The sequence below is a fragment of the uncultured Reyranella sp. genome (assembly GCF_945957355.1).
GTDB lineage: Bacteria > Pseudomonadota > Alphaproteobacteria > Reyranellales > Reyranellaceae > Reyranella.
Genome location: NZ_CAMFKM010000041.1, coordinates 1 through 14,527, shown reverse-complemented (window position 1 = coordinate 14,527; position 14,527 = coordinate 1). Strand labels below are relative to the sequence as shown.

Annotated in this window: 12 protein-coding genes and 1 tRNA gene; 5 read left to right on the top strand and 8 right to left on the bottom strand. The window is 64.8% G+C overall.

The window, feature by feature from the left end; translation table 11 throughout:
* Nucleotides 1–261 precede the first annotated feature (261 nt).
* The 3 genes from guaA to Q0Q48_RS28320 form a co-directional block, all read right to left on the bottom strand.
* Nucleotides 262–1,812, bottom strand: coding sequence for a glutamine-hydrolyzing GMP synthase (gene guaA / locus Q0Q48_RS28330; protein ID WP_295145782.1), 1,551 nt, complete (start codon nt 1,810–1,812; stop codon nt 262–264).
* 157 nt (nt 1,813–1,969) lie between these two features.
* Nucleotides 1,970–2,536, bottom strand: coding sequence for an N-acetyltransferase (locus Q0Q48_RS28325; protein ID WP_295145780.1), 567 nt, complete (start codon nt 2,534–2,536; stop codon nt 1,970–1,972).
* Nucleotides 2,533–3,879, bottom strand: coding sequence for an RsmB/NOP family class I SAM-dependent RNA methyltransferase (locus Q0Q48_RS28320; RefSeq protein ID WP_295145778.1), 1,347 nt, complete (start codon nt 3,877–3,879; stop codon nt 2,533–2,535). Before Q0Q48_RS28320 ends, Q0Q48_RS28325 begins: the two co-directional genes overlap by 4 nt.
* Before the next feature lie 31 nt (nt 3,880–3,910).
* Between Q0Q48_RS28320 and Q0Q48_RS28315 the strand changes: the two genes are divergently transcribed.
* Nucleotides 3,911–4,981, top strand: a complete 1,071-nt coding sequence (locus Q0Q48_RS28315; RefSeq protein WP_295145776.1) for a GDSL-type esterase/lipase family protein — start codon at nt 3,911–3,913, stop codon at nt 4,979–4,981.
* 1 nt (nt 4,982) lies between these two features.
* Nucleotides 4,983–6,032, top strand: a complete 1,050-nt coding sequence (locus Q0Q48_RS28310; protein ID WP_295145774.1) for a hypothetical protein — start codon at nt 4,983–4,985, stop codon at nt 6,030–6,032.
* On the opposite strand, the gene guaB is transcribed toward Q0Q48_RS28310, so the two are convergent.
* The 4 genes from guaB to Q0Q48_RS28290 all read right to left on the bottom strand — a co-directional run bounded on the left by guaB (nt 6,014) and on the right by Q0Q48_RS28290 (nt 9,924).
* On the bottom strand, nt 6,014–7,477 hold the full coding sequence (gene guaB, locus Q0Q48_RS28305; protein ID WP_295145772.1) for an IMP dehydrogenase: 1,464 nt from the start codon (nt 7,475–7,477) through the stop codon (nt 6,014–6,016). The two genes, Q0Q48_RS28310 and guaB, sit on opposite strands and share 19 nt — an antisense overlap.
* 139 nt (nt 7,478–7,616) lie before the next feature.
* Nucleotides 7,617–8,126: a DUF1993 family protein gene (locus Q0Q48_RS28300; RefSeq protein WP_295145770.1), complete on the bottom strand. Its 510-nt coding sequence runs from the start codon at nt 8,124–8,126 to the stop codon at nt 7,617–7,619.
* A gap of 35 nt (nt 8,127–8,161) precedes the next feature.
* Nucleotides 8,162–8,854: an RlmE family RNA methyltransferase gene (locus Q0Q48_RS28295; protein WP_295145768.1), complete on the bottom strand. Its 693-nt coding sequence runs from the start codon at nt 8,852–8,854 to the stop codon at nt 8,162–8,164.
* 2 nt (nt 8,855–8,856) lie between these two features.
* The gene (locus tag Q0Q48_RS28290; protein WP_295145766.1) at nt 8,857–9,924 is read right to left on the bottom strand and encodes a Ppx/GppA phosphatase family protein; all 1,068 of its coding nucleotides are present in this window, start codon (nt 9,922–9,924) and stop codon (nt 8,857–8,859) included.
* A 118-nt stretch (nt 9,925–10,042) separates the two neighbouring features.
* Here Q0Q48_RS28290 and Q0Q48_RS28285 point away from each other — a divergent pair.
* The 3 genes from Q0Q48_RS28285 (at nt 10,043) to Q0Q48_RS28275 (ending at nt 14,140) form a co-directional block, all read left to right on the top strand.
* A tRNA-Gln gene (locus Q0Q48_RS28285) sits at nt 10,043–10,116 on the top strand.
* Between the two features lie 1,031 nt (nt 10,117–11,147).
* On the top strand, nt 11,148–11,930 hold the full coding sequence (locus tag Q0Q48_RS28280; RefSeq protein ID WP_295145764.1) for a hypothetical protein: 783 nt from the start codon (nt 11,148–11,150) through the stop codon (nt 11,928–11,930).
* A 635-nt stretch (nt 11,931–12,565) separates the two neighbouring features.
* A complete protein-coding gene (locus tag Q0Q48_RS28275) occupies nt 12,566–14,140 on the top strand; it encodes a Gfo/Idh/MocA family oxidoreductase (protein WP_295145762.1) in 1,575 nt (524 codons plus the stop codon).
* Between the two features lie 94 nt (nt 14,141–14,234).
* On the opposite strand, the gene Q0Q48_RS28270 is transcribed toward Q0Q48_RS28275, so the two are convergent.
* The coding region (locus Q0Q48_RS28270) for a transposase (RefSeq protein ID WP_295145760.1) at nt 14,235–14,527 on the bottom strand (293 nt) is incomplete at its 5' end.

The following is a 14,527-nucleotide window of genomic DNA, read 5'->3' as shown; positions in this document are numbered from 1 at the left end:
CCCCAACGTGCTGCGGGGGGGGTGTTGTTTTCCCCTTTTTTTCCACCCAATTTATTGTGGGGGGGTGGGGGGGGGGGGCTTGTAACCAAGCCGCCAGCCGACGGAGGGGTCATGGCATTGCGACGCTCATGACCCCATCGCCCCGTATGACGGGGCACTTCCCCATTTGAATGGGGGGGAGCAAGTGAAGCGTGAGAGAACAATCTATGTCGGAGAGCCTCTGGATCCCTCGCGAAGGCTCGGGATGAGCGCCACGGGCGCTCACTCCCACTCGATCGTACCCGGCGGCTTGCTGGTGATGTCGTAGGTCACGCGGTTGATGCCGCGGCATTCGTTGATGATGCGGTTGGCAACCCTGCCCAGGAAGGCGTGGTCGAACGGGTAGTAGTCGGCGGTCATGCCGTCGGTCGAGGTCACGGCCCTGAGGGCGCAGGCCTGGTCGTAGGTGCGGCCGTCGCCCATCACGCCGACGGTGCGGACCGGCAGCAGCACGGCGAAGGCCTGCCAGATCTCGTCGTAGAGGCCGGCCTTGCGGATCTCGTCGAGATAGACGGCGTCGACCTGGCGCAGCAGGTCGAGCTTCTCCTTGGTGATGTCGCCGGGGATGCGGATGGCGAGGCCGGGACCGGGGAACGGGTGACGGTTCACCAGGTCGGCCGGCAGTCCGAGCTCGCGGCCGAGCGCCCTCACCTCGTCCTTGAACAGCTCGCGCAGCGGCTCGACCAGCTTCATGTTCATGCGCGCCGGAAGGCCGCCGACATTGTGGTGGCTCTTGATCGTGACGGAAGGTCCGCCGGTGAAGGACACCGATTCGATCACGTCGGGATAGAGCGTGCCCTGGGCCAGGAACTCGGCGCCGCCGATCTTCTTCGCCTCGGCCTCGAACACGTCGATGAACAGCGCGCCGATCGTCTTGCGTTTCGTCTCCGGGTCGGTGACGCCGGCCAGCGCCTTCAGGAAGGTCTCCGAGGCGTCGGCGTGAATCAGCGGGATGTTGTAGTGGTCGCGGAACAGGCGGACCACCTGCTCGCCCTCGTCCTTGCGCAAGAGGCCGTGGTCGACGAACACGCATTGCAGCTGGTCGCCGATCGCCTCGTGCAGCAGCACGGCCACGACACTGGAGTCGACGCCGCCGCTGAGGCCGCAGATGACCTTGCCCTTGCCGACCTGGGCGCGGACCTGCTCGATGGCGCGCTCGCGGAACGCGGCCATGGTCCAGTCGCCTTTGGCGCCCGCGATCTTGAGCGCGAAGTTGCGCAGGAGCTTGGCGCCGTCGGGCGTGTGCATCACCTCGGGATGGAACTGCACGCCGTAGTAGCCGCGGCTCTCGTCCGCGATGGCTGCGAAGGGCGCGTTCTCGCTGGTGGCGACGACCGAGAAGCCGGCCGGCAGCCTGGTCACGCGGTCGCCGTGGCTCATCCAGACCTGCTTGCGGTCGCCGGGCTCCCACACGCCGTCGAACAGGCGGGTCGAGGCCTTGATCTCGACCTCGGCGCGGCCGAACTCGCGGTGGTGGCCGCTCTCGACCGAGCCGCCCAGCTCCTTGGCCATGGTCTGCTCGCCGTAGCAGATGCCCAGGACGGGCACGTCGGCGGTGAAGATGGCGGGATGGGCGGTGGGCGACTGGCCCTCGGTCACCGAGGCCGGTCCGCCGGAGAGGATGATCCCTCGCGGATCGAACGCCTTGATCTTGGCGTCATCGACGGACTGGAAGGGCAGGATTTCACAGTAAACCCCGGCTTCGCGCACGCGGCGGGCGATCAGCTGGGTAACCTGGGAACCGAAATCGACGATCAGCAAACGGTCGGTCATGGGGCGATATAAGCGCGACGGGCCGGGGCGGCAACTGTTGTCCGCAAAGGTCCCTCGCTTACGCTCGGGATGACAGCGTTTTTTTTCATCGGCGCACGGCGCTAACCGACAAGAATTGTCATCCCGAGCATAAGCGAGGGACCTTTCGCTTTCGGACTCACCCCTCCGCCGCCAGCCTCCGCCGGATCAGCGGGGCGCGGAGGTCGCGCCAGGCGTAGGCGACCTCGTCGACGTCGGTGCCGCCCATCGTGTCGACCCGCTCGCCCACCCGCTCTCCGCCCAGCCCTTCGTAGAAGAAGCGGGTCGGGTTCTCGGCCAGCATCCACAGGACCGCGGTGTCGCAGCGGTCGGCCTGGAGCTGGCGGAACAGCGCGCCCAAGAGCTTGCGGCCGAGTCCCAGGTTCTGGAAATCGGGCTCGACGTAGAGCGTGTAGACCTCGCCGACCTTCAGCTCGCGGCCGTCGAGCCCTTCCGGCGGATCGCGCACCGGGCCGCAGCTGCCGAAGCCCACGACGCCCATGTCGCGGTCGTCGGCCACGAAGACGCCGCGCGCCTCGGCCGGGTCTTTCAGGAGCTGCGACCACCAGGCCGACTGGCGCACGTCCGACATCGCGACCAGCATCGCGTCGGGCAGCAGGCCGGCATAGGCCGCCTGCCAGGTCTCGACATGGACCCGGCCGATCGCGGCGGCGTCGTGCCGGGAGGCGCGGCGGATCCGGATCATGCTTCCGCCTTGTCTGCCTTCTCGTCCGGTTTGCGCACCAGCGCCGCGCCGAAAAACCCGTCGGTGCCGTGCTTCAGGGGCGAGAGCCGCAGGTACGGTCCGTTCTCGATCTCGGGCGGCGGCTCGGTCGCGATGACGTCGCGCCAGAGGGCTCCCACCGGCACCACCTCGAAATTCCCGTTGCGCTCGAGGAAGGCGGCGATCTGCTTCTCGTTCTCGGCCGGCAGCACCGAGCAGGTGGCGTAGATCAGCCCCCCGCCCGGCTTCACCAGCTTCGACGCCGCGTCGAGGATGGCGGCCTGCTTCGGGACCAGCTCCTCGAGATCCTCGGGCCTCAGGGTCCAGCGGCCGTCGGGATTGCGCCGCCACGTGCCCGTGCCGGTGCAGGGCGCGTCGACCAGCACGCGGTCGAAGGCGCCGGCCTGGCGCTTCAGCCATTTGCGGTTGTCGGCATCGATGGCGCGGCGCTCGACATTGTGGGCGCCGGCGCGGCGCAGCCGCTGGGCCGAACGGTCGAGGCGGGACTCATAGACGTCCATCGCCACGACGCGGCCCTTGTTGTCCATGCGCGCGGCCATCGCCAGCGTCTTGCCGCCGGCGCCGGCGCAATAGTCGGCGATCTGCATGCCGGGCTGGGCATCGACCAGGGCGGCCACCAGCTGCGAGCCCTCGTCCTGGATCTCGACCAGGCCGTTCTGGAAAGCCTCGCCCTTCACCACCGAGAGCCGGCGGCGCAGGCGCAGGCCGTCGGGGGCGTAGCGCATCGGCTCGGTCTCGATGCCGTCGCGGGCCAGCGCCTCGCGCGCCTGCTCGACCGTGGCCTTGAGGCGGTTGACGCGCAGGTCGACCGGCGGCGGCGTGTCGAGGGCGGCAACCTCGCGGCCCCAGCCCTCGCCATAGGCCTCCTTGAAGTGCGGCGCGACCCATTCCTGGATGTTGAGGCGCACCCAGTCGGGCTGCTCGGGATGGGGCAGCGAATGGCCCTCCATCTGGCGCAGCGCGCGATACTCGGCCTCGTCGAGCCGCGACGGGCGGTAGGTGCCGCCGTCGAACATGGCTTCGAGCCCGGCCATGTCGAGCCCCTCGACCAGCATCAGGTCGGCGGCGACGATGGCGCGCGCCCCGCGATCGGGATGGCGCGTGCGCTCTAGCCACCAGGCGAGCTGCCCGTAGCGGCGCAGGATGCTCCACACGCGGTCGGACACGGCCCTTCGGTCGCCGCCGCCGATGAAGCGGCGGGCGCGGAAATAGGCATTGGCGACGAGATCGGCCGGCCTCTCGCTATGGCTGACGATTTCGTCGAGGAGTTCTATGGTGGCGGCCACCCGCGCGCCCGGTGTCACGTCTGTCTCCTTATCAAAGCATGCCGCTACGATGAATACGCCCGACGCGCAACGCCCGCGCTCCGAGCTTCTCCGCCGCACCATCCTGGTCCTCGTCTCGGTCGCGATCGGCCTCGGCCTGATCGAGCTGGGCGTGCGCGCCTCGACCTGGACCTGGCTGTTCGCCTGGCCGAACTACGTGCTCGACGCGCGCAAGGTGCTGGCCGAGACCGACAATGGTCGCTCCGTGCACGACGAGCGGCTGGGCTACCGGCCGCGCCCCGGCTATGCCGCCCCCGGCGTCATGATCGACGGCGACGGGCTGCGCACGACCGGTGCGGCGCCCGCGGGCGACAAGGCGCCGATCCTCGCGGTGGGCGATTCCTTCACCTTCGGCGAGGAAGTCAGCGATGGCGAGAGCTGGCCCGCCGACCTGCAGCGGATCACCGGCCGGCGGGTGCTCAACGGCGGCGTGAGCGGCTACGGCTTCGACCAGATCGTGCTGCGCGCCGAGGCGCTGGCGCCGCGCTACCGGCCGGGCGCCATCGTCGTGGCCTTCATCGCCGACGACATCCGCCGCACCGAGATGCGGCGCCTGTGGAGCGCCGACAAGCCCTACTTCGACCCCGAGGGCGACGGGCTCACGCTGCGCAACGTGCCGGTGCCGCCGCGCGCGCCGCCCGAGACGACGCTGACCTTCTGGCAGCGCACGATCGGCTACTCCTACGCCTTCGATTTCCTGATGCGGCGGCTCGGCCTACTGCACGACTGGTTCGGCGATCATGTTCGGGTTCACAAGGAAGGTACGGGCGAGCTGATCTCCTGCCGGCTCACCGCGCGGCTCGCCGGCCTGCAGAAGGAGAGCGGTGCGCCGGTGCTGCTGGTCGCCGCCTACGATCCCGTCGTGTGGGACGATCCGAAATTCGCCGCCGAGCAGCGCCGGCTGACGGCGGGGCTGCTGGACTGCGCCCGCCGCAACGGGCTGGCCACGCTCGACACCTACGAGGCTCTGGCCGCGATGCCCCGGCCGCGCGATCTCTACGTGCTGTGGCACATGAACGCCGCCGGCAATGCGCTGATCGCGCGGCTGGTCGCCGGCGCCCTTGGCGACAAGGGCAACTGACATGCTCGGCCGGGCCGCGCTGGTCCTCGGCTCGGTGCTGGTGACGCTGCTGGTGCTCGAACTGGGCTGCCGGCTGTGGCGCGGCCCGGCGGCGCTGTTCGACTGGTCCAACATCATCCTCGCCGAGCGCCAGGCCACCCTGAAGGCCGGCGCCGGGCGGCTGAAGCGCGACAGCGAGCTGGGGTTCGTCCTGCGGCCGGGCTACGCCGCGGAGGGCGTCACCTACGATCTGCACGGCCATCGCCTCACCCCGGCCCCGGCGGGCACGGGGCTAGCCGAGCCGCCGGTGCTGGTCGTGGGCGATTCCTACGCCCATGGCGACGAGGTGAGCGACGGGGAGACCTGGGCGGCGCTGCTGCAGCCGCTGACCGGCCGCCGCACCGTCAATGCGGGCGTGAGCGGCTACGGGCTCGACCAGACCGTCCTACGCGCCGAGCAGCAGGTGCGCGAGGTGAAGCCGGCCGCGTTGGTCCTGGTCTTCATCGCCGACGACCTGCGGCGCGTCGAGATGAGCCGCGTGTGGGGCGCGGAGAAGCCTTATTTCCAGCCGTCGGGGGACGAGCTGACCCTGCGCAACGTCCCCGTCCCGCCCTCGCCGCCACCGGCCACGACGCTCGACCTCTGGCAGAGCCTGTTCGGCTGGTCGGTTCTGCTCGACACGATCCTGCGTCACAAGGGCTGGCAGTACGAATGGTCGATCGACCATGTCCGCGTGCTGCCGCGCGGTGCCGGCGAGGCAATGGCCTGCCCGCTGCTCAAGCGGCTGGCCGGGCTCAGGGTCCCGACGCTCGTGGTGGCGGAATACGATCCCTATGTCTGGAAGAACGCGGAGTATGCCGGCGAGCAGCGCCGCCTCTCCCGGGGCGTGCTCGACTGCGCGCGCGCCGCGGGCCTCGGCACGCTCGACCTGTTCGAGGCGATCGACGCAGGCGTGAAGCGCGACGGCTATGCCGCGATGTTCCGGTCCTCGCACGCCGGACCGCTCGGTCACCGGATCGCGGCGGAGCGGATCGCGGCGGCGCTCAAGGACGGTTACATGCCGCCGCGGTAGTTCGGCGCCTCGCGCATGATCTCGACATCGTGCACGTGGCTCTCGCGCAGGCCCGAGCCGGTGATGCGCAGGAACTGGCAATTGCTCTGCATCTCGCGGATCGTGCCGTTGCCGGTGTAGCCCATGGCCGCCCGCAGGCCGCCCACCAGCTGGTGCAGGATGCTGCCCACCGCGCCCTTGTAGGGCACGCGGCCCTCGATGCCCTCGGGCACCAGCTTGAGCGTGCTCTGCACCTCCTGCTGGAAGTAACGGTCGGCCGAGCCGCGTGCCATGGCGCCGATCGACCCCATGCCGCGGTACGACTTGTAGGATCGGCCCTGGTAGAGAATCACCTCGCCCGGCGCCTCGTCGGTGCCGGCGAGCAGCGAGCCGATCATGGCGCAGTCGGCGCCGGCGGCAATCGCCTTGGCGAGGTCGCCGGAATACTTGATGCCGCCATCGCCGATCGCGGGAACACCCGCGGCGTGGCAGGCTTCGGCCGCTTCCATGATGGCGGTGAGCTGCGGCACGCCGACCCCGGCCACCATGCGGGTGGTGCAGATCGAGCCCGGGCCGATGCCGATCTTGACGGCGTCCGCGCCGGCGTCGATCAGCGCCTGCGCGCCCTCGCGGGTCGCGACGTTGCCCGCCATGACCTGGGTGTAGTTGCTGAGCTTCTTGACCCGCGTCACGGCCTCGAGCACGCCGCGCGAATGGCCATGCGCGGTGTCGACCACGATGACGTCGACGTCCGCATCGATCAGCAGCTGGGCGCGACGTAGACCGTCCTCGCCCACGCCGGTGGCCGCGGCGGTGCGCAGCCGGCCCTTCTCGTCCTTGCTGGCGCCGGGGAACTTGTTGGCCTTCTCGATGTCCTTGACAGTGATCAGGCCGATGCAGCGGTAGTTGCCATCGACCACCAGCAGCTTCTCGATCCGGAACTGGTGCAGGAGCCGCTTGGCCTCTTCCTTGGTGGCGCCCTCGGTCACGGTGACCAGGCGCTCCTTGGTCATCAGGGCGCTGACCGGCGTGCCGGCATCGGTGGCGAAGCGGACGTCGCGGTTGGTGAGGATCCCGGCCAGCTTGCCGCTGCCGCGCTCGACCACGGGAATGCCCGAGATCTGGTTGACTTCCATCAGCGACAGCGCGTCTGCCAGCGTCTGGTCCGGGTGGATGGTGACCGGGTTCACCACCATGCCGCTCTCGAACTTCTTGACCCGGCGGACCTCGTTGGCCTGCGCCTCGGGTTCGAGGTTCTTGTGGATGACGCCGATGCCGCCGGCCTGCGCCATCGCGATCGCCATGCCCGACTCGGTGACCGTGTCCATCGCCGCGGACATCAGTGGAATGTTGAGTTCGATGGTGCGGGTGAGGCGCGTGCGGGTGTCGGTCTGCCCGGGCAGGACCGCCGAGGCGGCCGGTTTCAGGAGGACGTCATCGAAGGTGAGCGCTTCCTGAATCTGCATACCAACCTCCGTCGGGAGAAATAAAAACGGCGGCCCTCGGAGAGGGCCGCCGGGTTGGCGAGCCTTTATACATACCGCCGCGCACAAGCCAAGCGCCAAGCCCGAGGCATTCACGCGCGGCGGTTATGCACAAGTATTTCTAAACGGCACCCAGGAAATCGCGTTTCCCGATCTCGACCCCGGACTGGCGCAGGATTGCGTAGGCGGTGGTGCAATGGAAATAGAAGTTCGGTAAGGCAAAATGCAGGAGATACTGCTCACCGGTGAACTTCAGCGGCGTGCCGGCGATGGTCAGCACGACCTCGCGGCCCTCGCTGCCGTCGATCTGCTCGGCCTTGAAGCCCTTGATGTAGGACAGCACCGAGGCAATCCGCTTCTGCAGCTCCGAAAGCGTCTTCTCCGCGTTGTCATGCGGCGCCGGAACCTCGGCGCCGGCGAGCCGGGCCACGCTTTCCTCGGCAAAACGGCAGGCAATCTGCACCTGGCGGGTGAAGGGCAGCATGTCCGGCGTCAGCCGGGTCGCGCCCAGCACGGCCTCGTCTACCTTCTTGGCGGCCGCCCAGGCCGATCCCTTCTCGAGGACCTTGGCGAGGGCGCCGAGCTGGCGCTGGTAGACGGGAATCGAGGCGCCGTACATGCCGAGGGACATGGGAGTTTCTCCGGTTGGGACTGAAGCGGCAGAATTTAGCCGCGGAAGCCCGTCCCGACGACATACATTTCCGCCGAATCGGCCCGGCTGGCCTCCGGCTTGAAATGCCGCACCTTCTCGAAGTCCTTCTTGAGCCGATCCAGCAGGGTCCGCTCGGTGCCGCCCCGCAGCACCTTGGCGACGAAGGCGCCGCCCGGCTTCAGGATTTCGCGGGCGAAATCGTGCGCGGTCTCGGCGAGGCCCATGATGCGCATGTGGTCGACCTGGGTTTCGCCGGTTGCCGCCGCCGCCATGTCGCTCATGACCACGTCGGCGGGTCCGCCCAGCAACTCCGTGAGCACGGCGGGCGCATCGTCGTCGTAGAAATCCTTGGCGAGGACCGTGGCGCCGGGAATCGGCTCGACCGGCGTAATGTCGATCCCGATCACCACGCCCTTGTTCTTGCCCGAGCTCACCCGCTCGACTGCGACCTGTGTCCAGCCGCCCGGCGCCGCTCCGAGATCGACGACCCTGCCACCCGGCTTCAGGAATTTGAACTGGTCGTCGATCTGCAGCAGCTTGAAGGCGGCGCGCGAGCGATAGCCGCGCTTCTTCGCCTCCTCGACATAGGGATCGTTGAGCTGGCGTTGCAGCCAGCGCTGGGAGGAAACCGTGCGGCCGCGCGCCGTCTTCACTCGGACCGTGGCGCGCCGCCCCGTCGGGACGCTGCCCTTCTTGTCGCGGGCCATGGTCAGGCGCCCCGGCGGCAGAGCTGGTCGGCCTCGCGGTCGGCCTGGCGCATCAGGTCCATCAGCACGCCCTCGCGCAGGCCGCGATCCGCCACCCGCACGACCGGCGCCGCCCACTGGCGGCAGACCGCCTCGAGGATCGCCCCGCCGGCCAGCGCGAGGTCGGCGCGGTCGTCGCCGATACAGGGCAGATGGGTGAGCTGGTCGACCGACAGCGTGGAAAGCTCGTCACAGATACGCAAAATCTCCTCTCGGCCGATCCGCGAACCGTCGACCAGGGTGCGGTTATAGCGCTTCAGGCCCTGATGGTGTGCACTGATCGTCGTCACCGTGCCCGAGGCGCCGATCATCTGGACCTCGCCTCGCGCGATCGCCGGCGCGATCTGGTAGCGGGCACAGAAGGGCCGCAGATCGGCCCGGATCCGCTCGACCATGTCATCGTAGCAGGCGCGGGTCAGCGCCCTCTCGCGCGGCTGGTCACGCGTGCAGGACTCGGTGAGCGTGACGACACCCCAAGGCACCGACGTCATGCCGATCAGCTCGGTGGTTGCACAGCCCGGGCTGGCCGGGCGCGGGTTGACGCGAATCCAGCTCACCTCGGTCGAGCCGCCGCCGATGTCGATGAGCAGGCCGTAGGGAATCGATGGATCGAGCAGATTCTCGCAACTCGCCAGCGCGAGCCGCGCCTCCTCGACGGGCTGGATCAAGTCGAAGCTGAGGCCGGTGCGCGTCTTCACCATCCCCAGGAAGTCCTCGCCGTTGCGGGCGCGGCGGCAGGCTTCGGTGGCAATGTGTCGGGCGCGCGTAACGCGGTTGCGTTCGATCTTGGCCGCGCAGACGCCAAGCGCATGCATCGTGCGTTCGATGGCTTCGCCGCACAGTGAACCGCTCAGCGCCACCCCCTCGCCCAGCCTGACGGGACGAGAATAGGCATCGATCACCTCAAATCCGTCGACCGATGCTCTTGCCACCAGGAGCCGGCAATTGTTGGTGCCGAGATCGATGGCAGCGAAGGTGTGCGCAAATCGACCGCTGTGCCAGCCTCCCTTGGGCGTGGATTCCCCGGTCATTCTCAACTCTTTCCTCGGACGGATGCTAGCTGAGGATTTCGCCCGCGGCGAGACCCCGCTTGCCAATCCCGTTCACCATCGCTAAATCGTGCGCCGGGCCGCGTCCGGCCAAGCCCGTTGGGGGATAGTTTAACGGTAGAACAACCGGCTCTGACCCGGTTAGTCTAGGTTCGAATCCTGGTCCCCCAGCCACGGGATGTAGTCTTTTCCTCCGAGTAATTAGCCTATCCGGCTCCCGAGCAACCTCGGGATACGTCGACGTGTCTCCCAAGGTCCTGACCTGCTCCCCGCATTTCACCGTCAGTGGGTTGAGTTTGTTACTATTTTGCTCCGCCTCCCGAATTTTAGATTGCCCGGACTTAAAGTTTCGGGGCCTTTGCTCTGAGACCCATCTTTGAGCTGCCCGGAACTTGAGTTTACTTCTTCATCACGATGGCGATGGATATACCATCATGCGGAAGCCATGTTATCGGGGGATTCTGCCCGATTACAACTATGTCCTGCCCGAAGATTGAGTCGGTGTCGGCGGGAGAGCGAAAATTCGACACTAGGCTACTCCGCTGCCAGCGTCGCCAACAGTCGCTTCTGAAGTACCGCCGTGCACCCATCACCGCCATCCAAGTCCGTAGGCGCGCGAAGTATATGCGGTTCCTCAGCCATCAGCATATGGTCCTCTCCTTCCGTAAACCGTCGAGCACGAAGCGCCTCAATTGCATGCTCGACGTGGTCATACTGCCAGCGAGTGACGCGTTCGGTATAGTTCAGAAAGCGCTGAATCCGCCGAGCAAGGCGCTGCTGGGCGACCATTATCTGAGTGTTCAAAACCCTCTCCAATTTTTAAGATGCAGCACAAAAAGCAGAATAAGTATTTAGTTTGCGGCTCCATCGCCATTAAGAATGCACCACAACTCCGCGAGCGTCTTGAATGACTATTTTGTCGCAAGCTGGTGTCGCTAATACCGGAAGACTCCTGATCAGCGAGCTTTCCGCGGGAGGGCTTAGTGGGCTCAATCGGCCTGCCCTCATGAGGCAGCAACACGAGAACGCGCCGGTAGCCCTAAGCTCTGCCATTTATCATTCCGTTCCCACGAGAGTTGGAAAGTATTGCAGATCTTGTGCCCATTGTGGCGCGAGGGGACGCCACAGCCATGCTTAGGAAACTCTTGCGAAAAGCGATGGGCTCGCCAAGCCCTTTGCGGGCTCTCGCTCTAGGATCGTGCCGAGTGCACGATCCCCTACTCGTCGCGCACGCCTTGGACCAAATTGAGTACCTCAATTCCAGCATCAAGACTTCCACGCCAATCTATCTCCATGATGTGCATGAGATGATACAATTCCTGCAACTATCGGCTGGAACTCTCTCGATGCCCGCCGAATTCGCACCTTTCGCTTTCCGAGGCTGGCTGCCCACACCTCAACTGGCGCTGATTGCTAGGGCCGAGTGCCTAGTGGCCGAAGTTTGTACCGATAAACACTACGAGGCGTTGGGATGCACTTTGAACATCAATGAAATTCATCGTCAGATCGTCGAGCCTGCCCGTGAATCAGGACATGCGTGGTGGAGCGACGCTCATCGCGGACAGTGTGCGCCAATAGGCGTAATTTCAGACGTTGAAGCCGCGCTGCGCCGGCACGGCAGACTTACGAGGGCTCATAGTGGGATCCTTCGGGAAATATCGTTGGTAACCTTGTCAGCGGCGGCCATCGCCGAATCCCTCGGCAGGCTGAAAAAGTTGGTCTCCTGCCCTATTCTCGTCATGCCACACGTTGCTGTTCGCCTAGAGGACGGCACACCTCTTGCTGAAAGAGCAGAGCATATCGGCAAGGTAGTCGAAGCAGCCCACCAGAGCGGGCTTACAATTTTGGATCCGCACCGATTCATCGATCGAGACGCACAGAAGTGCGTGCTCGCTGACGGCGGCAGAGATCTTCACCACTATGCCACCGACTACCTGCCAGTCGTTGGCTTGGAGATCGTACGATCTTTGCGTACCTTGCGATTGTAGTTTGCGCCTTATAGATCATTATCCGATAATGGCCCGTTACAGTCAGACCAGTCCTTTCCATACATTCATGCTCTAGATCTGTCGTTGTGGCCGAATTGTGGCTTGTCGACGTCGGTCGCCGTTGGCATGGTTGTATAGCCTTGAGCTCAGCGAATTCGCACAGATCGCTTGTCGGCGGCATCCGAGATGCGCGATGGTTTGGTAATGCCCCCTCGACCAACGCGCCTCTTGATATCGCAGATCGCTCTGTTCTACCGTCCTGACGTCACGCTTACATTCGTGCAGAAGCGGACATTGGGCTTGATTGTTACATCGCCACGAGGCCGCAAAAGGCGGCGAACCACCCGTATTCAGATCGGCCATGCCGACGCCGGAGTCCAAAGGCCGGCGCGCCCTGCAAGCTTTACTGCACCCACCGGCGCTACGGTTCAGGCAAGGGCGCTTTATTTACCTATTTTGATTACTGACATGCACTTGCACACGGCTCAGTGGATGTCGTTTGCTCTTGGAATGACACAAGTCCCGTTGTGGGACAGTCAAGGAAGCCAAGATCCGCCGATGCTTGCTTGGCTGACTTGTGCTGGTCCGTATAGGGGGCCCAGCTCTTTGGTTGGATTGCTCGAAAGTAGACTCTGATGTCTTACGCGGTAGCACCTCCTGGCAAACGCAAATGGAATCTCACCCCTCCGTTCCGCCACGACGGCGGCTTGGCGTGGGTCGCCGAGCTGCCACCAGAGCTATGGAACGATACCGATGACAATGATCATTCACACCGATCAACCCTCCGCGTTCTTGAAAACAGTACGGAGCTTGGGCCTGCCCATGCAGTTCATGCAACCATCCAGGCCGCCGGTGATGGTCGATATTCCTTCTGGATGAACGTGGTCTACTTCTCTAGTTCTGATGGGAGTGATCCCAATACCAATGGCCGCACCTATTCAGTCGCTCCGACACCGCCCCTTCAGGATTTCAGGAGCGTACAGCAGGCGATTGCACCCTCTAACTCCGTACAATGGTCCGCACCGGATGAACCAATTCGATGCGCGTTTGTTGGGCTCGGAAACCGCGGACGTGCGCTGGCCCGTATTGTTGGAGGGTTCGATGGCGTTAAAATCGCTTGGCTCGTCGATGTCTCCCCGGAGCGGATCGCGGAGGTGCAAGCAGACGTTAACCTTCCAGATGCCCGAACAAGCAACGATTTCATGGCGGCACTTGAAGATCCTGCGGTCGATGCGGTGTTCATCACGGTACCAGATCACCTTCATCGGCTTGTCGCGGAGGAAGCATTTCTTGCAAAGAAGCACGTCTTCCTAGAAAAGCCCATCGCCACGACGACTGCGGATGGTAAGGCGATCGCCGCCGCATGGCTGGCAAGTGGCCGCATCTTCCAACTCGGCTACGTGCTGCGCTGGACACCGTTTTACCAAGCAATCCGAAACGTCATCCGCCAAAACAGACTGGGGCCGATCCGAGTGATCAGCCTCAGCGAGCAACTCAGCGTCGTTCATGGCGCTAGTTTCCTCAGACGCTGGCATGCCGAATCAAGCAGTTTGATGGTTCATAAATCTTGCCACGACCTCGACTTGGTGTGCTGGCTGCTTGACTCACGACCTCGCTTGGTTGGCAGCCTAGGTGGCTTGAGTACATTCCGTCGGCCCGCTCCCGCGCCCTTCTGCTCGCAATGTGCCGTGCGGCCCGATTGTCCCTACGCGGATAAGGGCCTTCACGAGAATCGAACAGCAGCCGAACGCGCAGACCCCAGTGCTTATGGACTGGACCGCTGTGTGTTCCGGCAGGACGATTCGATCGTTGACAATCAAGTGGTATCTTTTGAGCTAGAGAGCGGCGTGCGAGGCACTTACTATCTGGCGATGCAGGGCCCTAGGCGAAGCGAAAGACGTATCACACTCATTGGCGACGCAGGACGGCTAGATGGCATCTTCGAAGATGGCCGGTTTACGATTGTGCATACAGACCCGAACAATGAACCGCTCGTATGGTCCACAAAGGGTCGCAAGCTAGGTGGCCACGGCGGCGGTGACGTCTCCAGCACGATCAGCTTCTTAAACGCTTGCCTTGGACACTCTTCTCCGCCAATAAAAACGGCCGAAGCCGCGTTGGCGGGTCTCGTTTTCGCCGCCTCGGCTGAACAGTCCAGGAATAGTCACGAGATGGTGACTGTGGGAGATGTCGATTTTCGCCCCGATTAGGCACGAGCAAGATTTGGCGGTGCATTGGATCGAGTGCGTTCGACTGCGCGTAGGTGAAATCTTTAGCTTAAAGTCTAGCCTGTGGTGACAAATCCTACTTGAGCCAGAGCACGATGCTTGCGAGCTCTACGAAGCCGAGGAAGTTGGTCGCGAGCTTGTCGTAGCGGGTGGCGACGCGTCGCCATTGCTTGAGCTTGGCGAAGAAGCCTTCGACGCCCCAGCGTTGCTTATAGGCGATACGGTCGTAGCGATGTTGGTACTTGCGATGGCTGCGGGGCGGGACGACCAGCTGGTCCCCTTGTTCGAGGACAAGTTTGTCGAGGCTGTCGGCGTTGCTGTGACCCCCGCATTTCGGTCCATCTGACGCTAGAGTCCGGCCCCTTGAGA

Excerpts from the sequence above, each read along its gene's own strand:
- guaB (WP_295145772.1), bottom strand. The coding sequence starts at position 7,477 with ATGCAGATTCAGGAAGCGCTCACCTTCGATGACGTCCTCCTGAAACCG.
- Q0Q48_RS28275 (WP_295145762.1), top strand. The coding sequence starts at position 12,566 with ATGTCTTACGCGGTAGCACCTCCTGGCAAACGCAAATGGAATCTCACC.
- Q0Q48_RS28315 (WP_295145776.1), top strand. The coding sequence starts at position 3,911 with ATGAATACGCCCGACGCGCAACGCCCGCGCTCCGAGCTTCTCCGCCGC.
- Q0Q48_RS28295 (WP_295145768.1), bottom strand. The coding sequence starts at position 8,854 with ATGGCCCGCGACAAGAAGGGCAGCGTCCCGACGGGGCGGCGCGCCACG.
- Q0Q48_RS28300 (WP_295145770.1), bottom strand. The coding sequence starts at position 8,126 with ATGTCCCTCGGCATGTACGGCGCCTCGATTCCCGTCTACCAGCGCCAG.
- guaA (WP_295145782.1), bottom strand. The coding sequence starts at position 1,812 with ATGACCGACCGTTTGCTGATCGTCGATTTCGGTTCCCAGGTTACCCAG.
- Q0Q48_RS28310 (WP_295145774.1), top strand. The coding sequence starts at position 4,983 with ATGCTCGGCCGGGCCGCGCTGGTCCTCGGCTCGGTGCTGGTGACGCTG.
- Q0Q48_RS28290 (WP_295145766.1), bottom strand. The coding sequence starts at position 9,924 with ATGACCGGGGAATCCACGCCCAAGGGAGGCTGGCACAGCGGTCGATTT.
- Q0Q48_RS28325 (WP_295145780.1), bottom strand. The coding sequence starts at position 2,536 with ATGATCCGGATCCGCCGCGCCTCCCGGCACGACGCCGCCGCGATCGGC.